The organism is Mycolicibacterium duvalii, from assembly GCF_010726645.1.
Taxonomy (GTDB): domain Bacteria; phylum Actinomycetota; class Actinomycetes; order Mycobacteriales; family Mycobacteriaceae; genus Mycobacterium; species Mycobacterium duvalii.
Map to the genome: position 1 here is coordinate 4,492,870 of NZ_AP022563.1, position 26,685 is coordinate 4,519,554.

General features: G+C 68.5%; 22 protein-coding genes. 11 read left to right on the forward strand and 11 right to left on the reverse strand.

The annotated features are described in order from the left end of the window. The first annotated feature begins 116 nt into the window (after window positions 1-116). Window positions 117-1,862: an aa3-type cytochrome oxidase subunit I gene (gene ctaD, locus G6N31_RS21225; RefSeq protein WP_163722297.1), complete on the forward strand. Its 1,746-nt coding sequence runs from the start codon at window positions 117-119 to the stop codon at window positions 1,860-1,862. 1 nt (window position 1,863) lies between these two features. Here ctaD and G6N31_RS21230 read toward each other — a convergent pair whose 3' ends face one another. After that, window positions 1,864-2,529 (reverse strand): SDR family oxidoreductase, encoded by a 666-nt coding sequence (locus tag G6N31_RS21230; protein WP_098006639.1) that lies wholly within the window; start codon window positions 2,527-2,529, stop codon window positions 1,864-1,866. A gap of 77 nt (window positions 2,530-2,606) precedes the next feature. Here G6N31_RS21230 and ggh point away from each other — a divergent pair, with 77 nt between their 5' ends. After that, entirely contained in the window at window positions 2,607-3,947 is a 1,341-nt protein-coding gene (gene ggh / locus G6N31_RS21235; protein WP_098006633.1) for a glucosylglycerate hydrolase, read from the forward strand. Window position 3,948: 1 nt separating this feature from the next. On the opposite strand, the gene G6N31_RS21240 is transcribed toward ggh, so the two are convergent. The 5 genes from G6N31_RS21240 to G6N31_RS21260 form a co-directional block, all read right to left on the reverse strand. Continuing rightward, window positions 3,949-4,389 (reverse strand): MarR family winged helix-turn-helix transcriptional regulator, encoded by a 441-nt coding sequence (locus tag G6N31_RS21240; protein WP_098006631.1) that lies wholly within the window; start codon window positions 4,387-4,389, stop codon window positions 3,949-3,951. Between the two features lie 96 nt (window positions 4,390-4,485). After that, a complete protein-coding gene (locus G6N31_RS21245) occupies window positions 4,486-5,232 on the reverse strand; it encodes an amino acid ABC transporter ATP-binding protein (RefSeq protein WP_098006629.1) in 747 nt (248 codons plus the stop codon). Continuing rightward, on the reverse strand, window positions 5,232-6,953 hold the full coding sequence (locus G6N31_RS21250) for an ABC transporter substrate-binding protein/permease (RefSeq protein ID WP_098006637.1): 1,722 nt from the start codon (window positions 6,951-6,953) through the stop codon (window positions 5,232-5,234). The genes G6N31_RS21245 and G6N31_RS21250 overlap by 1 nt, the downstream gene beginning before the upstream one ends. 112 nt (window positions 6,954-7,065) lie before the next feature. Continuing rightward, on the reverse strand, window positions 7,066-7,866 hold the full coding sequence (locus G6N31_RS21255; protein WP_163722299.1) for an LLM class F420-dependent oxidoreductase: 801 nt from the start codon (window positions 7,864-7,866) through the stop codon (window positions 7,066-7,068). 39 nt (window positions 7,867-7,905) lie between these two features. Beyond that, complete coding sequence (locus G6N31_RS21260) at window positions 7,906-9,972, reverse strand: PhoX family protein (protein WP_098006627.1); 2,067 nt, start codon at window positions 9,970-9,972, stop codon at window positions 7,906-7,908. Window positions 9,973-10,178: 206 nt separating this feature from the next. Here G6N31_RS21260 and G6N31_RS21265 point away from each other — a divergent pair, with 206 nt between their 5' ends. Continuing rightward, window positions 10,179-12,029 carry a cadherin-like domain-containing protein gene (locus G6N31_RS21265; RefSeq protein ID WP_098006625.1) on the forward strand — a complete coding sequence of 617 codons (1,851 nt, stop codon included), beginning with the start codon at window positions 10,179-10,181 and terminating at the stop codon, window positions 12,027-12,029. Between the two features lie 2 nt (window positions 12,030-12,031). On the opposite strand, the gene G6N31_RS21270 is transcribed toward G6N31_RS21265, so the two are convergent. The 5 genes from G6N31_RS21270 to G6N31_RS21290 form a co-directional block, all read right to left on the reverse strand. Beyond that, complete coding sequence (locus tag G6N31_RS21270; RefSeq protein ID WP_098006623.1) at window positions 12,032-12,928, reverse strand: Rv0045c family esterase; 897 nt, start codon at window positions 12,926-12,928, stop codon at window positions 12,032-12,034. Window positions 12,929-12,987: 59 nt separating this feature from the next. After that, entirely contained in the window at window positions 12,988-14,247 is a 1,260-nt protein-coding gene (locus tag G6N31_RS21275; protein WP_133117731.1) for a trypsin-like peptidase domain-containing protein, read from the reverse strand. Between the two features lie 172 nt (window positions 14,248-14,419). Then, window positions 14,420-15,508 (reverse strand): inositol-3-phosphate synthase, encoded by a 1,089-nt coding sequence (locus tag G6N31_RS21280; RefSeq protein WP_098006619.1) that lies wholly within the window; start codon window positions 15,506-15,508, stop codon window positions 14,420-14,422. Between the two features lie 68 nt (window positions 15,509-15,576). Then, entirely contained in the window at window positions 15,577-16,122 is a 546-nt protein-coding gene (locus tag G6N31_RS21285; RefSeq protein WP_098006617.1) for a PadR family transcriptional regulator, read from the reverse strand. Window positions 16,123-16,238: 116 nt separating this feature from the next. After that, window positions 16,239-17,117, reverse strand: coding sequence for a DUF1707 SHOCT-like domain-containing protein (locus G6N31_RS21290; protein ID WP_098006615.1), 879 nt, complete (start codon window positions 17,115-17,117; stop codon window positions 16,239-16,241). Between the two features lie 101 nt (window positions 17,118-17,218). On the opposite strand from G6N31_RS21290, the gene G6N31_RS21295 reads away from it, so the two are divergent. The 8 genes from G6N31_RS21295 (at window position 17,219) to dnaB (ending at window position 26,551) form a co-directional block, all read left to right on the forward strand. After that, entirely contained in the window at window positions 17,219-17,653 is a 435-nt protein-coding gene (locus G6N31_RS21295) for a DUF5318 domain-containing protein (RefSeq protein ID WP_098006613.1), read from the forward strand. Next, a complete protein-coding gene (locus G6N31_RS21300) occupies window positions 17,646-20,273 on the forward strand; it encodes a transglycosylase domain-containing protein (protein WP_163722301.1) in 2,628 nt (875 codons plus the stop codon). The genes G6N31_RS21295 and G6N31_RS21300 overlap by 8 nt, the downstream gene beginning before the upstream one ends. Further along, a complete protein-coding gene (locus tag G6N31_RS21305) occupies window positions 20,270-21,931 on the forward strand; it encodes a glycosyltransferase family 87 protein (protein ID WP_234815313.1) in 1,662 nt (553 codons plus the stop codon). Before G6N31_RS21300 ends, G6N31_RS21305 begins: the two co-directional genes overlap by 4 nt. Window positions 21,932-22,048: 117 nt before the next feature. Then, window positions 22,049-22,339, forward strand: a complete 291-nt coding sequence (rpsF, locus tag G6N31_RS21310) for a 30S ribosomal protein S6 (protein ID WP_018603055.1) — start codon at window positions 22,049-22,051, stop codon at window positions 22,337-22,339. A 99-nt stretch (window positions 22,340-22,438) separates the two neighbouring features. After that, window positions 22,439-22,957: a single-stranded DNA-binding protein gene (locus G6N31_RS21315; protein WP_098003743.1), complete on the forward strand. Its 519-nt coding sequence runs from the start codon at window positions 22,439-22,441 to the stop codon at window positions 22,955-22,957. Between the two features lie 40 nt (window positions 22,958-22,997). After that, window positions 22,998-23,252, forward strand: a complete 255-nt coding sequence (rpsR, locus tag G6N31_RS21320; protein WP_098003742.1) for a 30S ribosomal protein S18 — start codon at window positions 22,998-23,000, stop codon at window positions 23,250-23,252. 19 nt (window positions 23,253-23,271) lie between these two features. After that, window positions 23,272-23,727: a 50S ribosomal protein L9 gene (rplI, locus tag G6N31_RS21325; RefSeq protein WP_098003741.1), complete on the forward strand. Its 456-nt coding sequence runs from the start codon at window positions 23,272-23,274 to the stop codon at window positions 23,725-23,727. Window positions 23,728-24,220: 493 nt separating this feature from the next. Next, window positions 24,221-26,551 carry a replicative DNA helicase gene (dnaB, locus tag G6N31_RS21330; RefSeq protein ID WP_234815307.1) on the forward strand — a complete coding sequence of 777 codons (2,331 nt, stop codon included), beginning with the start codon at window positions 24,221-24,223 and terminating at the stop codon, window positions 26,549-26,551. Window positions 26,552-26,685 lie beyond the last annotated feature (134 nt).

A 26,685-nucleotide genomic window follows, 5' to 3' on the forward strand; every position in this document is an offset into this window, starting at 1 on the left:
GGGCCGCCGGGCGGACGCTACGGCCAAAAGACCCTTGCGGAGCCCCGTGTAAGGCGTAGGTTGCTGGGTATCTCGACGCTGGTTGACACGCCGCCGGAGGCCCGAGGAGCTCACGTATGGCCATAGAAGCACCGACGCCGCAGACCCTGCAGCCGCGCCGGCCGTTCCCGGCGCGGCTGGGCCCCAAGGGCAACCTGGTCTACAAGCTCATCACGACGACCGATCACAAGCTGATCGGCATCATGTACGTCGTTGCCTGCTTCACCTTCTTCTTCATCGGCGGGCTGATGGCGCTGTTCATCCGCGCCGAACTCGGGGTGCCGGGTCTGCAGTTCCTGTCCAACGAGCAGTACAACCAGCTGTTCACCATGCACGGCACGGTGATGCTGCTGTTCTACGCGACCCCGATCGTGTTCGGGTTCGCCAACCTGGTGCTGCCGCTGCAGATCGGCGCCCCCGACGTGGCGTTCCCGCGGCTGAACGCGCTGTCGTTCTGGCTGTTCCTGTTCGGCGCGCTGATCGCGCTGGCCGGGTTCATCACCCCTGGCGGGGCGGCGGACTTCGGCTGGACGGCCTACTCGCCGCTGACCGATGCGGTGCATTCCCCGGGCGTGGGCGGTGACCTGTGGATCATGGGCCTGGCCGTCGGCGGTCTGGGCACCATCCTGGGCGGGGTCAACATGATCACCACCGTGGTGTGCATGCGCGCGCCCGGCATGACGATGTTCCGGATGCCGATCTTCACCTGGAACATCCTGGTGACGTCGATCCTGGTGCTGCTGGTGTTCCCGATCCTGACCGCGGCACTGTTCGGGCTGGCCGCCGACCGTCACCTCGGCGCGCACGTGTACGACCCGGCCAACGGCGGGGTGTTGCTGTGGCAGCACCTGTTCTGGTTCTTCGGCCACCCCGAGGTGTACATCATCGCGCTGCCGTTCTTCGGCATCGTCAGCGAGATCTTCCCGGTGTTCAGCCGCAAGCCGATCTTCGGCTACACCACGCTGATCTACGCCACCCTGGCGATCGCCGCGCTGTCGATGGTGGTGTGGGCGCACCACATGTACGCCACCGGTGCCGTGCTGCTGCCCTTCTTCTCCTTCACCACCTTCCTGATCGCGGTACCCACCGGGATCAAGTTCTTCAATTGGCTGGGCACCATGTGGAAGGGCCAGTTGACCTTCGAGACACCGATGTTGTTCTCGGTGGGATTCATCGCGACCTTCCTGCTCGGTGGTCTGTCGGGGGTGCTGCTGGCCAGCCCGCCGCTGGATTTCCAGGTCCACGACTCGTACTTCGTGGTGGCGCACTTCCACTACGTGCTGTTCGGCACGATCGTGTTCGCCACCTATGCGGGTGTGTACTTCTGGTTCCCGAAGATGACAGGCAGGCTGCTCGACGAGCGGTTGGGCAAGCTGCACTTCTGGTTGACGTTCATCGGGTTCCACACCACGTTCCTGGTGCAGCACTGGCTGGGCAACGAAGGGATGCCGCGCCGGTATGCCGACTATCTGTCTACCGACGGCTTCACCGCGCTGAACGTCGTGTCCTCGATCGGGGCGTTCATCCTGGGTCTGTCGACGCTGCCGTTCGTGTGGAACATCTTCAAGAGCTGGCGCTACGGCGAACCGGTCACCGTCGACGATCCGTGGGGTTACGGCAACTCGCTGGAGTGGGCGACCAGTTGCCCGCCGCCGCGGCACAACTTCACCGAGCTGCCCCGGATCCGTTCCGAGCGCCCGGCGTTCGAGCTGCACTATCCGCACATGGTGGAGCGGATGCGCGCCGAAGCGCACGTCGGGCGGCACGCCACCAAGGGGGAGTCGCCGGAAGGATTCGGTCCGCGGACCGAACCCGACCGCTGACTCAGCGCGGCCGGAGGATCACCTCGTGGACGTGTCCGTCGCGGGGGGTGTGGATCGCGTCGGCGGTCACGCGGGCGACGGTCTCCGGGCTGAGAAACCGGGTGGGGTCGTAGCCGCGCCCCTCGTAGGCCACGAGGTCCTCCTGCATCTCGGTGGCGATGCGCCCGGGGTGCACCGAGGTGACGCGAAGGCCGGGTTCGTCGTTGCGCAGCGAGTCGGCGAAGGAGCGCAGCGCGAACTTGCTCGCCGAGTAGGACGCCAGCCCGGGTGAGGCGTTGATGCCCGACCCGGAGTTGATGAACACGACGTGCCCGTCGGCGGCGCGCAGCGCCGGCAGCAGCGCCAGCGTGAGGGCCACGGCGCCAACGAGATTGACCGACATGGTGGCGCGCCACTGGTCGACGGTGGACTCGGCGACCCGGCCCGGGTAGGCGACGCCGGCGTTGTGCACCAGCACGTCGAGTTCGACGATGGGCTCGACCACGGCGTCGATGCCGTCGGTGTCGGCGAGATCGATCGGCCACGTGGTGGCGCCGTACTGTGCGGCGACCGCGTCGAGACGCTGCGACGGGCGCCCCGCCAGGAACAGGGTGTGGGTGGGTGCGAGTGCCGCGGCGAGTGCCCGGCCGAGCCCGCCGCCGGCCCCGGTGATCATCGCGGTCGGCACGTAACGCAGCCTACCGGTGCGCCACACCGGCTCTCTCACGTCGCCGATTCGCTCTCGTCGTCGCATGATGAGAGGTGATGCCCCACGATCCCAGCTTCACCCCGACCCAACTCGCGGCCCGTGCGGCCTACCTGCTGCGCGGCAACGACCTCGGCACGATGACCACCGCCGCGCCGTTGCTGTACCCGCATATGTGGAGCTGGGACGCGGCGTTCGTGGCGATCGGGCTGGCGCCGTTGTCGGTCGAGCGCGCCGTCGTGGAACTGGACACCCTGCTCTCGGCGCAGTGGCGCAACGGCATGATCCCGCACATCGTCTTCGCCAACGGAGTCGACGGCTACTTCCCGGGGCCGGCGCGGTGGGCGTGCTCGGTGCTCGCCGCGGATGCACCCCCGGGGCGGCACACCTCCGGGATCACGCAGCCGCCGGTGCACGCGATCGCGGTGCAGCGCATCCTCGACCACGCCCGCACGCGGGGGCGGTCCACCCGCGCGGTGGCCGAGGCCTTCCTGGACCGCCGATGGAACGACCTGGTGCGCTGGCACCGCTGGCTCGCGGAGTGCCGGGATCAGTACGAGCACGGCCGGATCACGCTCTACCACGGCTGGGAGTCCGGGATGGACAACTCGCCGCGCTGGGACAGCGCCTACGCCAACGTGGTTCCCGGTCAGGTGCCCCCGTATCAGCGGGAGGACACCACCATCGTCACCGACGCCAGCCAGCGCCCGACCGACGGCGAGTACGACCGCTACCTGTGGCTGCTCGAGGAGATGAAGGCCGTCGGCTACGACGACGAGAAGTTGGTCACCGCCATGAGTTTCGCCGTCGAGGACGTGTTCGTCTCGGCGGTCTTCTCGGTGGCCTGCCAGGTGCTCGCCGAGATCGGCGAGGACCACCGGCGTCCGCACGCCGACGTCAAGGACCTCTACGCGTGGGCGGAGCGGTTCCGCGCCGGTGTGATCGCCACCACCCATGAACGCACGGGTGCCGCAAAGGATTTCGATGTCCGGGCGGACGGGTGGATCGCCACCGAGACGGTCGCGCAGTTCGCGCCGCTGCTGTGCGGGGGGCTGCCGCACGACCGTGAACGTAGGCTGCTGCGACTGCTGGAGGGCCCCCGGTTCTGCGGACACCCGGATCTGGCCTACGCGTTGATCCCGTCGACGTCGCCGGTCTCCCGCGACTTCCGCGCGCGCGAATACTGGCGCGGACCGGTGTGGCCGGTGATGACGTGGCTGTTCTCCTGGTGCTTCGCGCGGCGCGGCTGGGCCGAACGCGCGTCGACCTTGCGACGGGAAGGCCTGCGCCAGGCCAGCGACGGGAGCTTCGCCGAGTACTACGAACCGTTCACCGGGGAGCCGCTGGGCAGCATGCAGCAGTCGTGGACCGCGGCCGCGGTCCTGGACTGGTTGGGCTGAGCTATTCGGCGATGCGCTCGAGTGGGGCCATGGCCTTGGCCAGGGCGTCGAGCTCGTCCTCGCTGAGTTTGCTCAGCAGGGCGGCCAGATGGGCCCGGCGCGACTCGAGGGCCTCGTGATGCTGCTGGAGGCCCTGCGGGGTGATCTCTACCAGCACCGCCCGCAGGTCCGACGGGTCGCGGGACCGTTTGACCAGGCCCAACTTCTCCAACCGGCGGATCGCGACGGTGGTGGTGGGGGTGCGGACCCGCTCGTGGGCGGCCAACTCGGTCATCCGCATCGGGCCCTGGTCGAGCAGGGTCAGCAGGATGGACAACTGCGCGAGCGTCAGGTCGCCTGACGTGGAGGTCTTGCCGGTGTGACGCAGGACGGACAACACCTTGGACAGCACTCGCTGGAGCTCACCGGCGAGCTCGCTGACCTGCGCGTCTGTTTCCACCATAATTCAGCCAGTCTAACCTGTCTGGGCCTGTCAAGAGACGTTGTCGTGGGTTTGCCGACGCCGTGGTGCTGCAAATTGACGCCGGCTTCGGCGAATCTACAGCACTTGAGATAGAAATCTCCGCAACCGCTCGGTTTCCGCGGCTTCGAACACCTGCTCGGGCGGTCCGGTCTCGACCACCTGGCCGTGGTCCATGAACACCACGGTGTCGGCGGTCGACCTCGCGAAACCCATCTCGTGGGTCACCACCACCATCGTCATCCCCTCGGCGGCCAGCTCGGCGATCAGCGCGAGCACCCCCTTGACCAACTCGGGGTCCAGGGCCGAGGTGGCTTCGTCGAAGAACATCACCTGCGGCGACATGGCCAGCGCGCGGGCGATGGCCACCCGCTGCTGCTGGCCGCCCGACAGCGTCGTCGGCCGGGCCTCGGCCTTGTGCCGCAGCCCGACCCGCTCCAGCTGGGCCATCCCCTGGTCGCGCGCCTGTTCGGTGCTGAGCCGCTTGAGCTTTCGGGGTGCCATCGTCACGTTGTCGAGCACGCTGCGATGCGGGAACAGTTGAAAGTGCTGGAACACCATGCCGATTCGCTGACGGAGCCGGTCGGGATCGTCGGCGAGCACGGACCTGCCGTCGAGCAGGATGTCGCCGCGGTCGGGTTCGTAGAGCCGGTTGAGGGTGCGCAGCAGCGTGGACTTCCCGGAACCCGACGGCCCGATCACCGCGGTGCTGCTGCCCGCGGCCACGTCGAGGTCGACCCCGCGTAACACCTGGTTGCGGCCGAACGCCAGATGAATGTCGCTGGCCGCCAACGACACCGCATCGACGGTGGGATGCGCCGACATCAGTTCATCTCCTGCGCAGTCGACGACACCAGCGGGTCCTCTTCGTCGGGCGCACGCCCGCGCCGCAACCGGTCGTCGATGTAGTTGACCAGATGGGTGAGTGGGATCGTCAGCATGAGGTAGAACAATCCGGCGGCCACCAGCGGGGACAGATTGCCGGTCTGGGCGTTGAGGTCGCGGCCGACCTGGAACAGCTCGCGCTGGTCGGCGATCAGCCCGAGGAAGTAGACCAGCGACGACGCCTTGAGCAGGGAGATGAACTGGTTCATCAACGCCGGCAGCACCCGCCGCACGCCCTGCGGCACCACCACCATCCGCATCGACGTCGAATAGCTGAAGCCCAGTGCCCGCGAGGCCTCCAGCTGTCCCGGGTCCACGCTCTGGATACCGGAACGGAAGATCTCCCCGACGTAGGCGGCGGCCATCAGCCCCAGTGCGGCGATGCCCAGCGGATACGGGTTGTTGCCGGTCAGATGTCCGACGACCGGCCCGACACCGAGGCCGATCAACAGGATGATCACCACCTCGGGCAGCCCGCGGAAGACGTCGGTGTAGACCCGCGCCGGCCACCGCAGCCAGCGCGACCGCGAGATCCCGGCGATGGCCAGCACCATGCCCAGGACGAGGCCGATCACGCTGGCTGAGATCGTCAGGATCAGCGTGTTGGGCAGCCCGGTGGTCAGCAGGTCCGGGATGGCCTGCTTGTAGAGCTCCCAGTTGCCGAACGCGTCCTTGAGCTGCGCCAGCGTCGATTTCTGCTGCGCGGGCTGGGCCGGGGCGGCCTGCGCGGCGTTCTGCTCGGCGATCGCGTTGAAATCGGGCAGCTGCGGCTCGGGTGCGGCTTTCGACCCCGGCTTCCACCCCGGCGGCACGGCGCGGGGCACCCACTCGGAATACAGCCGCGCCCAGGTGCCGTCGGCGATGACCGCGTCCAGTCCCGAGTTCAGCGCGTCGATGAGCGGCTGGTTGTCCTGGGCGACCGCCCACGCGATGAAATTGTCCAAGCTGAACGTGTTCTCGATGATCTCGGTGGGATCACCGGGCTGCACCGTGCCCTGCGCCTGCTGCGACGGCGCGACCCAGGCGTCGATCTGACCGGTCTTGAGGCTGGCGTAGACGGTGTTGTAATCGGGGTACTTCACCGGCTGCAGCCCGAGGGTGTCGACGACGTAGGCCTCCTGCACGGTGCCCTGCACGACGCCGATGCGCTGCCCGGCGGCGAGCTGGTCGAACCCGGTGATCGGCGAACCTTGCGGGACCACCAGGGAGAAGTAGCCGAAGTCGTAGCCGTTGGTGAAGCCGACGGTGTCGCGGCGGGCGTCGGTAGTGGTGATCGACGACGAGCCCACGTCGAACCGGCGGCCCGCCACCTGGGCCAGCAGTCCGGAGAACTCGGTGCCGACGAACCTGATCTGCAGCCCGAGTTTGTCGGCCACCGCGCGCAGGAGCTCGTTGTCGTAGCCGGTGAACTGACCGGCGGAGTTGATGCAGATGCTCGGCGGTGCGTCCGAGAGCGTGCCGACGGTCAGCGTGCCCGGTTGGATCAAGCCCAGCGCGTCGACGTCGACCGACTCCAGCGGCACCACCGAGTCCGTGGTGTAGCGGTCCGCGTCGGGACCGCCGGTGGAGGCGGCCAGGTTGGTGGGCAGGGGGCTGGCACTCTCCAGGCCCGGCGGCGCGCACTGGTCGACATCGGCTCGGGCCGGCGCGGCCCATGCCATCGCCGCTACGAGCCACACCGTCAACGCCCACGCCAGTGCCTTCACCAGGCGAGGCGATACCCGCAAGATCGTCACGTCAAGCAAGGTAGCGGGCGAAGGGGCGGAGGGGGGCTCAGCCGCGGCTGTCCCGCCACCGCACGAGCGCCTCGGCGGCCGACAGGTCGTAGTCGGGACCGTTCACGCCGACGGTGAGCAGGGTGACACCCAGTTCGGCCAGCGCGTCGGCCTCGGCGAGCATTGCGTCGGGTGCACCCTCCGGGACCCCGGAGGATCGTTCGACCGCCGACGGGTCCCGGCCGACGTCGGCGCAATGCCGGTCCAGTACCTCGGCCTTGCCGGGATAGGTGGAGCGGTCGGTGAAACCGTGCCAGATGTCGGCGTACTCGGCGACCAGGCGCAGGGTCTTGCGTTCCCCCTGACCGCCGATCAGCATCGGGATGTCGCGCGTCGGCGCCGGGTTGAGTTGGGCCAGCCGGCTCTTGATGCGCGGCAGCGCGTGGGCCAGGTCGTCGAGGCGGCTGCCCGCGGTGCCGAACTCGTAGCCGTACTCGTCGTAGTCCTTCTGCTTCCAGCCGGACCCGATGCCCAGGATCAGCCGGCCGTCGGAGATGTGGTCGACGGTGCGGGCCATGTCGGCCAGCAGTTCCGGGTTGCGGTAGGAGTTGCAGGTGACCAGCGCGCCGATCTCGATGCGCGAGGTCTGCTCGGCCCACGCGGCCAGCATCGTCCAGCACTCGAAGTGGGCGCCGTCGGGGTCGCCGTACAGCGGGAAGAAGTGGTCCCAGTTGAACGCGATGTCGACGCCGAGATCCTCACAGCGGCGCACCGCGTCCCGGATCTGTCGGTACTGCGGCGCGTGCTGGGGCTGCAGCTGCACGCCGATGCGGATCGGCCGCGGAGAGGGGGAGGTCATGGGCTCAGTCTTTCCCTGCGGGAGCAAACGCAAACCGACTCACACCCCGATCTGGCCGCCGTCGCGCCACACCGCCACCACCGACGGCCGCGCGGTGCCGGTGCCGCCCTCGGGCCAGCGGGACTGCGGGTTGTCCAGGGAGTGCTCGTCGCTCTCGCCCGGGTGCTGCACACACACGGTGACCAGGTCGTCGGTGACCACCGGCCCGCAGGTTTCAGCACCCAGCGGGACGGTGAGGAACTGGCGGACCTCCCCGCGCTGCGGACCCTCCAACGCCACCGCGAACAGTCCGTCGTTGGAGTCCAGCGCGTTGCCGTCGGTGGAGATCCACAGGTTGCCGTGGCTGTCGAACGCGAGGTTGTCGGGGCAGGAGATCGGGCTGACCCGGGTCTTGTCGAAGCCGCCGTAGTAGGTGTCGGCGGCCTGGGGATCGCCGCAGACCAGCAGCAGCTCCCAGGTGAACGCGGTGCCGGCGTGGTCGTCGGTGATCTCGAGGACCTGACCGTTCTTGTTCTCGTTGCGCGGGTTGGCCGCGTCGGCGGCCGGCTCGCCCGCCGTTCCCCGTTTGGTGTTGTTGGTCAGGGCCAGGTACACCTTGCCGGTGGCGGGGTTGGCTTCGAAATCCTCGGGCCGGTCCATCTTGGTGGCCCCCACCTTGTCGGCGGCCATACGGGTGAACACGGCCACCTGCGCCGCGGTGAAGTTGTCGACCAGGGACTCGCCCTGACCGTCAGCGCCGCTGCGCAACAACGGGATCCACGTCCCCGAGCCCCGAAAGGCGCCGTCGTCGGGTAGCCGCCCGGAGCCGTCGATCTGGGCGGCGGGGACGTCGCCGGACAGCGCCGCCACGTAGAGCGTGCCCTCGTCGAGGAGGGTCATGTTGTGCGCCATCGCGTCCGGGCCAGTACCGTCCCGCATCTTCTTCGACGACACGAACTTGTACATGTAGTCGAAGCGCTCGTCGTCGCCGGTGTAAGCGACGACCGTTCCGTCGTCGGTGACGTAGACGGTGGCGCCCTCGTGCTTGAGCCGGCCCAGCGCGGAGTGCTTGACCGGGGTCGATTGCGGGTCCCACGGGTTGAGTTCGACGATGTAGCCGAATCGGTTCGGCTCGTTGGGGGTCCGGGTCAGATCGAAGCGCGGATCGAAGGTCTCCCACCGCAGTGCGGTGGGCTCGGCCGACACCCCGTAGCGGGCCATCTGGTCGGCCTGCACCGGCGGTGGGGGCGGCGAGCCCTCCGCGGCGCCGAAGTAGTCCTGGAAGTTCTCCTCCCCGGAAAGCACCGTGCCCCATGGGGTCACGCCGCCGGCACAGTTGGCGAAGGTGCCGGCCACCGTTCGGCCGGTCGGATCGGCGTCGGTGCGGACCAGGTCGCTGCCGGCGGCGGGACCGGTCAGCAGCATCGGGGAGTCGGCGGTGATCCGGCGGTTGAGCGCATCGATGACGGGCCGCAACCCGTCGGCGGTGCGCTCCACCTCCACCACACCCATGCCGACCGCGGCGATCTCGACGTCGAACTGCTCGCGGGTGGGGGCGGCGGCGTCGTAGCCGGGGAACATGAACTCCGGTGTCACGTACTCGAAGTTGGTGACCAGCAGAAAACGGTCCCGCCGGCCGGGTATCGGGAGCAGGCCGGCGAAGTCGTTGTTGAAGCCGAACTGCCCGCGCTGGGCGGCGCCGGTCTGGCGGGTGACGTCGAAGGCCGGCGCGTCCGGCAGGATCGGGTCACCCCAGCTGATCACCACGGCGTGACGGTAGCCGTCGGCGACGACGACGGCGTCCTCGGTGTTGGGCGCGACCGACGCGAAGTCCATTCCCGCTCTGGGTGCGGCGTAGGGCGCGGCGGTGGTGCCCGGGGCGGGTGCCTGCTCGCCCGCGCAGGCCGCCAGCACCGAGCCCGCGCCCACCGCCAGCACGGTCACGCCGCCGGCCCGTAGCAACGTTCGGCGCGACACCGCCCGGGCGATGTCGCCGAAGTAGGCGTTGGCGCTGCGATTGGGTACGGGCTTCGAGCACGCGTTGCCGCACCGGTAGACGCAGGTGATGTGCTGTCGCTTCGAGGCGCCGTCGTGGGCGACGAACAGGTTCAGCGGAATCAGCGTCATCTCCAGATGTCCTCCCGGCCGGCGCGGCCTCGGCGGGCCGCGAACTCGCGGGAAGTTACGGCAGCTGGGCCAGCACCCGACGACGTCGAGGTGAACGGACGGAAACGTCCCGGCGACCAACGCTGGATGAGAATGCACAGCAAATTTGCTGCGATTGGTGACCGCTCGGGTTACGGTGTTATCCACTTTGACGGAGGGGTCAACTCATGGCAGTCCAACGCGGCAGACACCGGGCCACGCATCACGGTGCGCACCGTTCCCAGACCTTTGCGGTGCGGCGCTGGTTGCAGCTGGGTGCGGCGTCGGCCGGTATGGGTGCGGCGTTGCTGGGCTACTCCCTGCTGGGCCCGTCGACCGGCGTCGCAGCCGCCGACACCGAATCGTCGGTGTCGCGTGCGTCGAGCGCGGACAGCCCGCGCGCCGACCGCGAGACCCGTCGCGCCGCGCGTGCCGACAGCGCCGAGCGTGCCGACAGCGACGATCGCAGCAGCGGCTCCGAGCGCACCGAGGCTGCCGTCGAGGTGTCCGACACCGACGCCGACCTGGACGCTGAGGCCGACCTGGACGACTCAGATCTCGACGACGCCGCGGACACGGTCGCCGAGCCAGAGGACGCCCCGGACGAAACGGTCGCCCCCGCCGCCCGCGAGCGGCGCAGCCACGCCGGCACGGACGATTCCGAGGCGCGCACCTCGCTGGTGGCGGATTCAGCCGCAGCGCAGGAAATCTCGGCCCTGCAGACGGCGGACGTTCCGGAGGAGGCGCCGGGTACCGCCCGTCAGCAGCGCATCGCCCGGATCATCGACAGCTGGACGACCCGGCGGCAGGCGTGGATCGATTCGCTGCCGGTCGACCCGGAGCGCAAGGCCGAGCTGGAAGCTTCGATGTGGGCGACACGGCGCGCGCTGATGAACCAGACGCCGACCGTGGCGCCCATCCAGGTCAGCGGCAAGCTCACCGGGCCGATCGAGGGCACGATCGGCGCGATCGACCCCGACGGTGACGCTTTGCGGTACGTGATCAGCGTGCGGCCGCGCGAGGGCACCGTCGTCATCAACGACGACGGCACCTACACCTACACCCCCGATGCGGACTTCGACGGCGTGGATGTGTTCCGGGTGATCGCCGTCGACGGCTGGCGGATCAACATCTTCGACCCGTTCCGCGGCCTCGGGACCCGGGCCCGGCAGGTCATCAACCAGGGGGCGATCAAGTACGCCTTCACCTACACCACCGGCAGTGAGGCGTGGACCCCCGAACGGCGCGAGGCGCTGGAGCGGGTGGCCGACGAGCTCACCACCTACTTCGTCGTCGAGCGGCCGGTGGTGCTGACCTTCGATGTCGAGGGAATGGACGATGCCGCGTCGAGCACGCTGGCCTCGGCGGGCAGCGATCTCATCAGTGGCCGGGCCGGCTTCTGGCGCACGACCGTGCAGAACAAGCTGCTCACCGGACGCGACGCCAACGGGGACAAGGCCGACGGCGAGATCGAATTCAACTTCGGCAAGGCGTGGGGATACGGCGACGACGTCACCGCCGACCAGTACGACTTCGACTCCACCGCCCTGCACGAGTTGATGCACGCGTTCGGCTTCACCGCCGGGATGTCGGCGCCGGGTGACAACGCCAAGACCGACTGGTCGATCTACGCCAGCTACATCGTCGACGAGGACGGCCGGTCGCCGTTCCGTTTCTACCGCTGGAACAGCGCGTTCGACCCGAACCTGGAGGGCGCGGCCGGCGGCCTGTACTTCGGCGGCGAGCACGCCGTCGCCGCCTACGGCGGGTACCTCGTCCCGCTCTACACCCCCGACGAGTGGGAACAGGGCAGCTCGATGGGCCACCTCGACGACGCGACGTTCACCGGCGACGACCAGAAACTGATGAACGCCCAGACCGACAAGGGGCTCGGCATCCGGACCCTGAGCGCGATCGAGATCGGGATCCTGCGCGACCTGGGCTACACGGTGGTCCCGCAGACACCGCATCCGGCATGGGCGCTGGCCGGTCTGGTGCTGATCGGACGGCGCCGGAAGAAGGCGCCCGCCCAGCGCTGACGTCAGTCGTCGAGGATGCCGCGCAACAGCCGCACCAGTGCGAGCGGCTGGTCGCTCTGCACGGAGTGACCGGAGTCCTCGACGATGTGTACGCGCTGGAATCCCGGTGCGGTGCGCGCGAACTCGTCGGCGTCGTCATCGTTGACGAAATACGAGTTGGCGCCGCGGATCAGCGTGGTGGGGGCGGTGAGCTTGGGGACGTCGTCCCACAGCCCCTCGAATCCGTCGCCGGTGCGGATCGAGTCGTAGCGCCACGTCCAGGTGCCGTCGGGCAGCCGTTTCGCGTTGTGGAACACGCCGCGCCGCAACGATTCCCGGTCGCGGTGCGGAGCCGCGGCCACCGTCACCTCGAGCATGGCCGCGAAGCTCGGGAACGTGCGCTCCCCTTGCACGAGCGCGACGGTGCCCTTCTGCGCGTCGGTCATCTCGGTGTGCCGTTGCGGCGCTGACGGGGTCACGTCGACGAGCACGAGCTTGCGCACCAGATCTGGTGCGGCGACTGCGATCCGCAGCGCGGTCAGACCGCCCAGCGACATGCCCACCACGAGATCGGCGGTGCCGGCCAGGTCGCGCAGCACCGGTTCGACGGTCACCGCGTTGGGTTTGGGGCCGTAGTCGCCGTCGTCACGCCACGCCGACCGACCATGGCCGGGCAGATCGATCGACAGTGCGGGCTCACCGAGACCGAGCACCACGGTGTCCCAGGTGTGGGCGTTCTGACCGCCGCCGTGCAGGAACGCCACCCGCGGGGCGTCGTCACCGAACTTCAGCGCGCTGACGGGACCGGCGTCGATCCGCGCCGCGCTCGGCAGCGGACCGGTCAGACCCGCCTGGCGCGCGTTCTCCTTGAGGAAGATGAACTCATCGAGGTTGGCGAGCTCGTCGTCGGTGTCGTCCATAGGGGAACCTTACCTATGTCGGCTCGGCGGACGGTTTCCTGGTGGCGCCGGGCGAGACGTCAGGTGACGGGGCGTCCGCAGGCGGGGCAGAAGGGGTCCGCGTGCTGATGTGGCGCGCCGCAATGGGGGCAGAATCTCGCCTCTACTGTCGGTCCGGGCGGGCTGAGCACCGTTGCCCCACCGCTCGATTGACCGACACCCAGGCCCGGGGTCTGCGCGAACGGCGCTGTCCCCGGCGGCGCCGGCATCTGCGCGGGGGTGGGGTAGTACGGCACTGTCGGGGCCCGGCGGGCGTTGCGACGCTGCAGCACGATCACCACGACCACCACCACGGCCACGGCGAGCGCCAGCACCGCCGCACCGAGGACATACCAGAGCATGCCCAGCCCAAAACCCTGGCTCGGCGCCGGCGGTTCGGCCAGGGCGACGTTGTTCGAGAGCAGGAAGGACCGAAGGTCTCGTGTGTTGGTGACGAAGTTGAAGTTCGGCGCTTCGATCAGACCGCTGCTGTTGACGCCGATGACCTGCCCCTCCTGGTTCACGGTGGGGCCCCCGGACATCCCTCCGGCCAAGGTGGAACTGACTTCGATCTGCACGACCCCGGACGGGGTCACCTGCTGGCTGGACACCGTGCCGGCTTTGAACGACGCCCGCGCGATCTGGCTCTGATCGCTGATGTCCTGGATATCGCCGGGGAAGCCGATCGACGTCACCTCCGCACCGATCTGGGGGGCATCGCGGGCGATCACCATCGCCGGAGTTTCCTTGGTCACGTTCGGTAGGTGCAGCAGGGCCACGTCGCCTGCGTTCGGGCCCTTGAAGTCGACCACCTCGACGGTCGTCGGCGAGGTGATGGTCGCGCCGTCCACACCGTTGGGCTGGACGCCCCGGACGCTGCGTTCCACGGGCGAGTTGTCGGCTTCACCCTCCACCGGCCAGTTGGCATAGGCGACGTCGGCCATGTCCATTGCCTGCTGCTCTTGCAGGTAGCCGTCGATGATCACCTTGCGGCCCTCGGCCGGGTCGACGCAGTGTCCTGCGGTGACGATCTGAGCCGTTTTGCTGACGTAAAAGCCGGTACAGGTCACCGAATAGGTCAGCTTGTCGGTCCAGTAACCCTCGCCGGCGGCGTCGACATCCGGCGGGACCTGGATGAAGCCGCTCCAGTCCGTCTGCAGGAAGACGATCGACTTTTCCAGGCTCGCCATCGGATTGACTTCGTCGGCCGACGTGACCGGCGCGCCCACCAGAGCAGCCGCCGGTCCCAGCGCCAGTGCCGTCAACAGTCCGGCGCCTCTTGCAGTGAGTGAGGTGAACACGACACGACCTCCCGTCGCAGCCGCTCTCGACTGTTAGCCCGGCACGGGTGCGACACGAGTGTCTAAAGTCCCCGAACGACGAGCTTTCGGGTCGCGAAAACGACACTGCGCCCGGGCAGCGGACGTGCAAGATGCACGTCGCTCCCGGGCGCAGTCGTGGAACGAGTGGGGGTCAGCCCGCGATGAACTTCTCCAGCTGATCCCGGGCGACGTCGTCGGCCAGCTGCTTGGGCGGGCTCTTCATCAGGTAGGCCGAGGCCGCCTCGATCGGGCCGCCGATACCGCGGTCCTTGGCGATCTTTGCGGCGCGGACCGCATCGATGATGACACCGGCCGAGTTGGGCGAGTCCCACACCTCGAGCTTGTACTCCAGGTTCAGCGGCACGTCACCGAAGGCGCGGCCCTCGAGGCGGACGTAGGCCCACTTGCGGTCGTCGAGCCAGGCGACATGGTCCGACGGGCCGATGTGGACGTTCTTGTCCTCGACCTTGCCGGCCAGCGAGCCCGACAGGTTGGAGGTGACGGCCTGGGTCTTGGAGACCTTCTTCGACTCCAGCCGGGTGCGCTCGAGCATGTTGAGGAAGTCCATGTTGCCGCCGACGTTGAGCTGGTAGGTGCGGTCGAGCGTGACACCGCGGTCCTCGAACAGCTTGGCCATCACGCGGTGGGTGATGGTCGCACCGACCTGGCTCTTGATGTCGTCGCCGACGATCGGCACACCGGCGTCGGCGAACTTCTTGGCCCACTCCGGGTCCGAGGCGATGAAGACCGGCAGCGCGTTGACGAAGGCCACCCCGGCGTCGATGGCGCACTGGGCGTAGAACTTGTCGGCCTCTTCGGAGCCGACGGGCAGGTAGGACACCAGCACGTCGACCTCGGCGTCCTTGAGCACCTTGACCACGTCGACCGGGTCGGAGTCGGAGACCTCGATGGTGTCGGCGTAGTACTTGCCGATGCCGTCCAGCGTCGGGCCGCGCTGCACCACCACGTCGGTGGGCGGTACGTCGGCGATCTTGATGGTGTTGTTCTCGGAGGCGAAGATCGCCTCCGACAGGTCGAAGCCGACCTTCTTGGCGTCCACGTCGAACGCGGCGACGAACTTGACGTCGCGCACGTGGTACTGGCCGAGCTTGACGTGCATCAGGCCGGGCACGCTGGCGTTCTCGTCGGCGTCCTTGTAGTACTGCACGCCCTGCACGAGCGAGGACGCGCAGTTGCCCACGCCGACGATCGCGACCCGGACGTCATTGCTTGCGGTCATGACGGCTTCTCCCTCTTGTCCTTCTTCAGTGCTTTCGAATTTCTCGCTGCTGCAACTACGCGGCGCGGTCAGGTCTGCTCGGCGCGACCCTGCGCCGATCTCTCCGCCGCGATCAACTCGTTGAGCCACTTGACTTCCCGCTCGCTGGACTCCAGGCCCAGCTGGTGCAGCTGGCGGGTGTAGCGGTCGAACGAGTTGCTTGCCCGCGCGATGGCTTCACGCAGACCTTCTCGACGCTCCTCGACCTGACGGCGGCGGCCCTCCAGGATGCGCATCCGGGCTTCTGCCGGGGTGCGGTTGAAGAACGCCAGGTGGACGCCGAAGCCGTCGTCGGAGAAGTTCTGGGGACCGGTGTCGGCGACCAGCTCGGTGAACCGCTGCTTGCCGGCCTCGGTGAGCTGGTACACGCGGCGTGCCCGCCGCACCTTCACGGTGCCCTCGGGTGCTGCGTCCTCGACGATCAAACCGTCGGCCTGCATCCGGCGCAGGGCCGGGTAGAGCGAGCCGTACGAGAAGGCGCGGAACGCGCCCAGCAACCCGGTCAGTCGTTTGCGCAGCTCGTAGCCGTGCATCGGCGACTCCTGGAGCAGGCCCAGGATTGCCAGTTCCAGCATCGGGCACACCCCTCTCCATCGTCGTCGCCGTTAGGACGGTCCAACACCTCGCGCAATAGTATCGCGCCGATATATTGCTGGCTACAGCAAGGTTGCGCGCCGGGGTTCTGTGCAGGTCAGCGGTTCGCGGGCCAGACCGCCAGCGTGCTGGCGTCCGCGTAGAGCTCGATCCGGCCCGTGCCGAAGTCGCTGTTGACGATGATCTCGACGGTGACGGCTTCGGGGGTGGCGGGGTCTTCGGCGGGGCTGACGCGCAGCCAGGTGTCGGTGACGTCGGCGCGGGCGATGCCGACGGTCTCCGGGGCGCCGCGCAGGACAGCGAGCGTCTTCTCGAAGTCGAACGCGGACAGGTCCACCAGCCGGTCGTCGGCGTCGACCGTGCTCGGGGACCCGGTCGGCACGCCCCAGCCGCCCCGGTACTGGTAGGACAGGCTGCGCCGGTTGTCCTGCGGGTCGGGACGGTCCAGATAGGCGACGTCGGAGTGGATGTCGAGTTCGTAGCCCATGGTGCTGCCGAACTTCTTGCGCATCTGTTCGAAGAGGCCGGTGAACCCGCCCAGGGACTGCAGTTGGCGGGGCGCGGTGAGCACCGTGGCGGTGATGCCGTCGTCCTTGGCGCCGGGGTCGGAGGTGAAGTCCAGCGGCGAGGACGTGTTGCCGTAGAGGCCCCAGCCGATCGCGACCCCGAACAGCACCAGCACGGCGGCGATGGCGGCCTTGATGCCCCAGCCGGCCCGCCATGCCGGAACGCTGCGGTTGACGATCTTGGTGATGACCGGGACGTCGAGTTTCCGATCGGTCTGCAGGTCCGACACCAGGTCCTGGAGTTGACCCAGGGTGGTGGCGGTGGTGGCGGTCTTGACCCGCTCGCCGTGCTCGGTCATCGACAGCTGCCCGTCGGCCAGCGCGGTGTCGAGGATCTCGCACGTCTGGTTGCGGTCGCTGTCCTTGGCGCGTGTCCATGACGTTCGCCGTCTTGAGCTGCCCGAAGCCACGCCGTAGATCGTAAGAGCGCGGCACTCGCCGACGCAGCACGGACGCGCTGGACGGACATGTCCCGCCTCGGCGCCCTCGTCGCCGACGTACTCTGGTCTGCGTGCGATTGCAGCGACAGGTCGTGGACTACGCCTTGCGGCGGCGGTCCCTGCTCGCGGAGGTCTACTCCGGGCGCACCGGCGTCAGCGAGGTCTGCGACGCCAATCCCTATCTGCTGCGCGCCGCCAAATTCCACGGCAAGCCCAGCTCGGTGATGTGCCCGATCTGCCGCAAGGAACAGTTGACGCTGGTGTCGTGGGTGTTCGGCGATCATCTGGGCGCGGTCTCGGGTTCGGCCCGCACCGCAGAAGAGTTGGTCCTGCTCGCGACCCGTTTCGACGAGTTCTCCGTCCATGTGGTGGAGGTGTGCCGCACGTGCAGCTGGAATCACCTGGTCAAGTCCTACGTGCTCGGAGCGGTGCCGCCGCCCAAGGGTTCGGGCCGACCCCGTCGCACCGGGACCGCGCGCACGAACGCGCGGACGGCCAGTGAATAACCCGGACAAGGGCGGGCGCCACCACCGGTCGGGCAACGACCCGCGTGACGGACGCAAGGCCGACGGCGGCGCCCGGCCGGAGCAGCCGCGGCCCCAGAATCCGCGACCGGAACCGCCGCGCCGCGAGCCGCCGCCCCGGCGCCACGGCGACGCCGAGCGCCGGCCCCCCGAGTCTCCCCGGCGCCCCCGGCCGGGCGCCCCCGACGACCGGCGGACCACCGTGCTGCCGCCGGTGCGCGACGAGCCCCCCGGCCAGCTGCGCGACCCGATCGATGCGGTCAAGCGTGCGCTCGACGGCCGCCCGCCCAAACCTCCGTCGCCCCCACCGCCCGGCCGGCCGCCGACCGGTGGCGGCGGCCCCTCCGGGGGCGGTCCGTCCGACCGGCCCCCGAGCCTGCGACAGCAGTTGAACTGGACGTGGCTGCGGCGCGGTCTGATCGCGATGGTGGCGGTACTGATCGTGCTGCCGATGGTCACGTTCGGCATGGCCTACCTGATCGTCGACGTCCCCGGCCCGGGTGACATCCGCACCGCGCAGGTGTCGACGATCCTGGCCAGCGACGGCAGTGAGATCGCCAAGATCGTTCCGCCGGAAGGCAACCGCGTCGACGTCAGCATCGACCAGATCCCGGTGCACGTCCGCGACGCGGTGATGGCCGCCGAGGACCGCGACTTCTACTCCAATCCCGGCTTCTCGCTGACCGGGTTCCTGCGGGCGACGAAGAACAACATCTTCGGCGGCGACCTGCAGGGCGGGTCGACGATCACCCAGCAGTACGTCAAGAACGCGTTGGTCGGCGATGCCCGGTCGGGCGTCGGCGGCCTGATCCGGAAAGCCAAGGAGCTGGTCATCTCGACGAAGATGTCCGGCGAATGGTCCAAGGATCAGGTGCTCGAGTCCTACCTGAACATCATCTACTTCGGCCGCGGCGCCTACGGGGTCGCGGCAGCCTCGCGGGCCTACTTCGCCAAACCCGTCGAAGAGCTCACGGTCGCCGAGGGTGCGCTGCTGGCCGCGTTGATCCAGCTGCCGTCGGTGCTCGACCCGGCCGTGGATCCCGAGGGTGCGAACCGCCGCTGGCAGTGGGTGCTCGACGGGATGGTCGAGATCGGCGCCCTGTCGCCGCAGGATCGCGCCGCGCAGGTGTTCCCGGCGACCATCCCACCCGACGTGGCCACCACGCAGAACCAGACCACCGGGCCCAACGGGCTGATCGAGCGGCAGGTGATCACCGAGCTGCTCAACCTGTTCAACATCAGCGAGCAGACGCTGAACACCGAGGGCCTGCAGATCACCACGACCATCGACCCGCAGGCCCAGTCCGCGGCCGTCGACGCCGTCGAGGAGTATCTCGAGGGGCAGGACCCGGACATGCGCGCCGCGGTGGTGTCCATCGACCCCAAGACCGGCGGGGTGAAGGCGTACTACGGCGGGTCCGACGCCAACGGCTTCGACTATGCGCAGGCCGGCCTGCCCACCGGGTCGTCGTTCAAGGTCTTCGCGCTGGTCGCCGCGCTGGAGCAGGGCATGGGCCTGGGCTACCAGGTGGACAGCTCGCCACTGAGCGTCAACGGCATCGAGATCGGCAACGTCGAAGGCAGCAGCTGCGGCCGGTGCAACATCGCCGAGGCGCTGAAGCGCTCGCTGAACACCAGCTACTACCGGCTGATGCTGGAACTGGAGAACGGTCCCGCCGACGTCGCCGACGCCGCCCACCGGGCGGGTATCGCCGAGAGCTTCCCCGGGGTCGAGCACACGCTGTCCGAAGACGGTGAGGGCGGACCGCCGAACAACGGCGTGGTGCTCGGGCAGTACCAGTCCCGCGTGATCGACATGGCCTCGGCCTACGCGACGCTGGCCGCCTCGGGCATCTACCGCACGCCGCACTTCGTGCAGAAGGTGGTCAACCGCGAGGGCACGGTGCTCTTCGACGCCGGAGCGGAGGACAACTCCGGCGAACGGCGCATCGACTCCGACGTCGCCGACAACGTCACCGCCGCGATGCAGCCCATCGCCGCCTACTCCAACGGCCACGCGCTGGCCGGGGGCCGGCCGTCGGCGGCCAAGACCGGCACCAACCAGCTCGGCGACACCGGCGCCAACCGGGATGCCTGGATGGTCGGCTTCACCCCGTCGCTGTCCACGGCGGTGTGGGTCGGCACCAGCGAGGGCACCAAACCGCTGGAGAACCAGTGGGGTTCACCGGTGTACGGCTCCGGGCTGCCCAGCGACATCTGGAAGGCCACCATGGACGGCGCCCTCGAGGGCACCGATGACGAGTCCTTCCCCAAGCCGGCCGAGATCGGCGGCTACGCGGGGGTGCCGGCGCCTCCGCCGCCCCCGCCGACCACGACCGCACCACCCACCCCGTCGGAGACGGTGATCCAGCCGACGCTCGAGATCGCCCCCGGCATCACGATTCCGTGGGGTCCGCCGACGACGGTGCCCGCGCAGCCGCCCCCCAACGGGGTGCCGCCAAGTCCCGATGGCATCGCCCCGCCGCCGCCACCCGGCCCGCCCGCGCCCGGCGCACCGCCGGCGCCCGGCGCGCCCCCGGCCCCCGTGGCTCCCGGTGCCCCGCCGCCGCCCGGATTGCCGCCCCCGCCGCCGCCCCCGTGACGGCCGGCGCTGATTCGCCGGGCCCTGTTGCCGGGCTGGATTCGCCGGCTCCGCCCGCGGGCGACACCCGGAGCCTCGACGACCGCGACTGCCCCAGCCGCACCGACACTCTCGGCGCCGCGCTGTCGGAAACCGTGGGCGGCCCGGTCGGCCGGCACGCGCTGATCGGGCGCAGCCGCTTCTGGACGCCGCTGCGGGTGATGTTCGTCATCGCGCTGATCTTTCTGGCGCTCGGCTACTCGACCAAGGCCGCGTGCCTGCAGACCACCGGCACCGGCACCGCCGACCAGCGCGTCGGCAACTGGGAGAACAACCGCGCCTACTACCAGCTCTGCTACTCCGATACCGTGCCGCTCTACACCGCCGAGCTGCTGCACCTCGGCAAGTTCCCGTACAAGTCCAGCTGGGTGGAGACCGACGCGCAGGGCAACCCGCACACCACCTACGACGGCCGGCCCGCCGTGCGCTACATGGAGTATCCGGTGCTCACCGGCCTCTACCAGTACGTGTCGATGACGTTGGCGAAAACGTATACCGCACTGACGAAGCTGGTTTCGGCGCCGATCGTGGCCGAGGTGGTGATGTTCTTCAACATCGCCGCGTTCGGATTGGCCCTGGCGTGGCTGACGACGGTGTGGGCGACGGCGATGCTGGCCGGCCCACGACGCATCTGGGACGCGGCGCTGGTGGCGGCCTCACCCATCGTCGTCTTCCAGATCTTCACCAACTTCGATGCGCTGGCAACAGCTTTCGCCGCGGGCGCGCTGCTGGCCTGGGCGCGCCGAAGACCCGCGCTGGCCGGGGTGCTGATCGGTCTGGGTGTGGCGGCCAAACTGTATCCGCTGCTGCTGCTGATCCCGTTGGCGCTGTTGGCCGTTCGCACCGGCCGGCTACGGGAGGTCGGCAAGACCGCGGCGACGGCGGTGCTCGCCTGGCTGGTGGTGAACCTGCCGATCATGGTGCTGTTCCCGCGCGGGTGGTCGGAGTTCTTCCGGCTCAACACCCGGCGCGGCGACGACATGGACTCGATCTACAACGTGATCAAGTCGTTCACCGGCTGGCAGGGTTTCGACCCCGGCCTCGGATTCTGGGAACCACCAACGGTGCTGAACATGTTCAGCGCGGCTCTGTTCGCCGCCTGCTGCATCGCGATCGGCTACATCGCGCTGACCGCGCCCCGCCGCCCGCGGGTGGCGCAGGTGGCGTTCCTGGTGGTGGCGTTGTTCCTGCTGACCAACAAGGTGTGGAGCCCGCAGTTCTCGCTGTGGCTGGTGCCGCTGGCGGTGCTGGCGTTGCCGCACCGGCGGATCCTGCTGGCGTGGATGACCATCGACATGCTGGTGTGGGTGCCACGGATGCTGTACCTCTACGGCGAGCAGAACCGCGGCCTGCCCGAGCAGTGGTTCACCGCCACGGTGCTGCTGCGCGATCTCGCGGTGCTCACGCTGTGCGCGCTGGTGGTGCGCCAGATCTACCGGCCCGCGCTGGACCTGGTGCGCGGGGCCGGGGTCGACGATCCCGCCGGCGGGGTGTTCGACCGGGCTCCCGATGCGCCGCCGCGCTGGCTGCCGGACTGGCTGCGGCCGCGCCCACGCGCGATTTCGGCGTGCTCGTCGTCGCCCAGCGACGAGAATCACGCCGAACTCGCAGCCCGGTGAGGCGCGATTTCGCAGATCAGCGGGCGTTCCTGTAGCCTGGGCCGGTTGCCGACGCAGGCGACCCTCCTGCCGCGGACACGCTGCGGCCGATCAGACCAGAGGAGGTGATGGGTTCCTATGCGTCCATACGAAATCATGGTCATTCTCGACCCCACTCTCGACGAGCGCACTGTCGCACCGTCGTTGGAGACGTTCCTGAACGTCATCCGCAAGGACGGCGGCTCGGTCGACAAGGTCGACATCTGGGGCCGGCGGCGCCTGGCCTACGAGATCGCCAAGCATGCCGAGGGCATCTACGCGGTGGTCGACGTGAAGGCCGAGCCGGCCACGGTGTCCGAGCTCGACCGTCAGCTCAACCTCAACGAGTCCGTGCTGCGGACAAAGGTGATGCGGACCGACAAGCACTAAAGGCTGCCGTTCGTCGGCACCGCTGCGTAGGCTCGCGCCCAATGCGCGCTGCGATGAGCGCTGGCGCGATGAGCCGAATAGCACTCACAGGAGGAACTCGTGGCTGGTGACACCATCATCACCGTCGTCGGAAACCTGACCGCCGATCCCGAATTGCGGTTCACGCCGTCGGGTGCGGCCGTCGCGAACTTCACCGTCGCGTCGACGCCCCGGATGTTCGACCGTCAGACCAATGAGTGGAAGGACGGCGAAGCGCTGTTCCTGCGCTGCAACATCTGGCGTGAGGCGGCCGAGAACGTCGCCGAGAGCCTGACCCGCGGGTCGCGCGTGATCGTGCAGGGCCGGCTCAAGCAGCGGTCCTTCGAGACCCGCGAGGGCGAGAAGCGCACCGTGGTCGAACTCGAGGTCGATGAGATCGGGCCGTCGCTCAAGTACGCCACGGCCAAGGTCAACAAGGCCAGCCGTAGCGGCGGCGGTGGCGGCGGGTTCGGTGGCGGCGGTGGCGGCGGATCGCGTGCCGCGGCGGCGAGTGGCGGCGGCGGACAGGCCGAGGACCCGTGGGGCAGCGCGCCCGCATCGGGTTCGTTCGGCGGCGCCGACGACGAGCCGCCCTTCTAGAACCACAACTCATAGCGAAATTTGAGAAAGAGATAGACACATGGCGAAATCCACCAAGCGTCGCCCGGCACCGGAGAAGCCGGTCAAGACGCGCAAGTGCGTGTTCTGCTCCAAGAAGGGGCAGGACATCGACTATAAGGACACCGCGCTGCTGCGTACCTACATCAGCGAGCGGGGCAAGATCCGTGCCCGCCGGGTCACCGGCAATTGCGTTCAGCACCAGCGTGATATCGCGATCGCGGTGAAGAACGCCCGCGAGGTCGCGCTGCTGCCGTTCAGCTCGTCGGCGCGTTGATTCAGGACAGGACGAAACGATGAAACTGATTCTGACCGCCGAGGTGGAGAACCTCGGGACGGCCGGTGACACGGTCGAGGTGAAGGACGGCTACGGCCGCAACTACCTGCTGCCGCGCGGCCTGGCCATTGTGGCCACCCGCGGCGCGCAGCGCCAGGCCGACGACATCCGCCGGGCCCAGGAGCTCAAGGGTGTCAAGAGCCTCGAGCACGCCAACGAGCTCAAGCAGGCCATCGAGGCCCTCGAGGGCGTGGAGCTGACCGTCAAGACCGCCGGTGACTCGGGCAAGCTGTTCGGCTCGGTCACCGCGGCCGACGTGGTCTCGGCCATCAAGAAGGCCGGCGGACCGAACCTCGAGAAGCGCACCGTGCACCTGCCCAAGGCGCACATCAAGAACACCGGCACCCACGACGTCACGGTGCGTCTGCACCCGGATGTGAACGCGACGGTGTCACTGAGCGTGGTTGCCGGCTAGTCGCCGGAGGACCACTACAGCTGCGATACGGCCGGGTGGGGACCACAGAGGTCCCCACCCGGCCGTTGCTGTGCCTGCGGCCGGCTGTGGCGAACATTTCCGGAGAAAGTGAACACAGCGAACATCATCGGCTGTTAACCTCCCCGGCCCCAGGCGGTAACACAACACGCCCGAAACCGTTGCCGACCACGACACGCCGAGCAATTTGCCATCCACAGTTGTCCACGCGGTCTAACCTGCTTTCAGCAGCGTAAACGGGATGAACAGAGGCGTTGATCCACAAGTTCTCCCCAAGGACTCAACATGGCCCACCGGACCTATCCACACGCCATCCACAGGCCCATCAACAGGGGCGACTTGCGTCCCTCTCAGCAACGTCTAGCGTTGGCCGTCGCAGGAACCGATTCGGCGGCACGGACTCCATTGTCAGACCTCGCCCCTACAGTTCCTCGAAAAGGCGTTCGAATCGAATATGGAGGGGGTGGGGCACTACGTGGCTGTCGTAGATGACCTGGGTCGATCCGGTGACACGGTCCGCGTGGAGCCGCCGCCGAGCGAGGATTACGGGCGTCAGCCGCCCCAGGACCCTGCGGCCGAACAGGCCGTCCTCGGAGGCATGCTGCTGAGCAAGGACGCCATTGCAGACGTCCTCGAGCGCCTACGGCCCGGCGACTTCTACCGCCCCGCCCACCAGAACGTCTACGACGCGATCCTGGACCTCTACAGCCGCGGCGAGCCCGCGGACGCGGTGACCGTCGCCGCGGAGTTGGACCGGCGTGGACTGTTGCGCCGGGTCGGCGGCGCTCCCTATCTGCACACGCTGATCTCCACCGTGCCGACGGCGGCCAACGCCGGTTACTACGCCGGCATAGTCGCCGAGAAGGCCCTGCTGCGCCGACTGGTCGAGGCCGGCACCCGCGTGGTGCAGTACGGCTACGCCGGCGCCGAGGGCGCCGACGTCACCGAGATCGTCGACCGCGCGCAGGCCGAGATCTACGACGTCACCGAGCGCCGCACCGCCGAGGATTTCGTCGCGCTCGAAGAGCTGCTGCAGCCCACGATGGACGAGATCGACGCGATCGCCTCGCAAGGCGGCGTGTCACGCGGTGTACCAACGGGGTTCGACGACCTCGACGAGCTCACCAACGGCCTGCATCCCGGCCAGATGATCGTGGTGGCGGCGCGTCCCGGTATGGGGAAGGCGCTGGCGCTGGACACGCCGTTGCCGACCCCGACCGGCTGGACGACGATGGGCGAGGTCGCCGTCGGTGATCAGCTCATCGGCCCAGACGGTCACCCGACGCGGGTCGTCGCCGCGACCGACGTGATGCTCGGACGGCCATGCTACGAGGTCGAGTTCTCGGACGGCACGGTGATCACCGCCGATGCCGAGCATCAGTGGCTCACCGAGACGCGGGCCTCGCGCAGGTCGGCGCAAGCGGGCGCGATCCACACCACACGGGAGATCGCCGAGACGCTGCGGTGTGCCACCTCGGATCGGCGCCTGAACCACACGGTGGTGAACTCGGCGCCGCTGCAGGGCCCGGACGCCGAACTTCTGGTTCCGCCCTACACGTTGGGGGCGTGGTTGGGTGACGGCAGGACCGACGATCCCGAGATCGCGATGCGGATCGAGGGGGAGGGGCCCGCAGCGGATTTCGAAGGTCGGCTGCGTACGCTCGGTGTACTGGGCGCCAAGCACATTCCGAATGAGTATCTGCGCGCGTCGGAAGCCCAGCGGCGCGCGCTCCTCGCCGGCTTGCTCGATACCGACGGCACGGTCACCAACGGTGGGACAGTGCAATTCGGCGTGACCAACAAGCGGCTTGCGGACGATGTGGCCGAGTTGATCGTCTCGCTGGGTTACCGCTGCCAGACCCGGACCAAGGCCGTCAAGGGCCGCTCCGTGGCGTCATCGACCGCCTACCTAGTCAACTTCTCCACTGTCGACTCGGTGTTCGGTCTGCACCGGAAAGATCTGCTGCACAAGGAGCTTCGTGCCAGCAGTGCGGTGCGGTCGAGCTCGCGTTTCATCGTCGCCGTTCGCCCGGTCGTCAGCGTCCCGGTCCGGTGTGTGGAGGTCGACAACGACAGCCACATGTACCTGGCGAGCCGGGCGATGATCCCGACGCACAACTCGACGCTGGGGCTGGACTTCCTGCGGTCGTGCTCGATCAAGAACCGGATGGCCTCGGTGGTGTTCTCGCTGGAGATGAGCAAGACCGAGATCGTGATGCGCCTGCTCTCGGCGGAGGCCAAGATCAAGCTCGCCGACATGCGGTCGGGCCGGATGAGCGACGACGACTGGACCCGGCTGGCACGGCGGATGAGTGAGATCAGCGAAGCGCCGCTCTACATCGACGATTCTCCGAACCTGACGATGATGGAGATCCGCGCCAAGGCTCGGCGGCTGAGCCAGAAGGCCGGCCTGCGGCTGGTCGTGATCGACTATCTGCAGCTGATGACCTCGGGCAAGAAGGTCGAATCACGCCAGCAGGAAGTCTCCGAATTCTCGCGCCAGCTCAAACTTCTGGCCAAGGAGCTGGAAGTCCCGGTGGTGGCGATGAGCCAGCTCAACCGCGGACCGGAGCAGCGCACCGACAAGAAACCGATGCTGTCCGACCTCCGCGAGTCGGGCGCCATCGAGCAGGACGCCGACATGGTGATCCTGCTGCACCGCCCGGATGCGTTCGACCGCGACGACCCGCGTGGGGGAGAAGCGGATCTCATTGTGGCCAAACACCGTAACGGTCCGACCAAGACCATCACCGTGACCAACCAGCTGCACCTGTCGCGGTTTGCGAACATGGCGCGTCAGCAGTAGTGGTGGTCTGTTGTGAATTTGCGAATCGAACCTTTTCTCAGGTGCATGCTGAACGCACTTCGACCGGCTGGTGCTACGCCATCATGTTGGCACCTGACGATTCGATTCCTATCCCCGTTGGCTCCGTGCTAGCG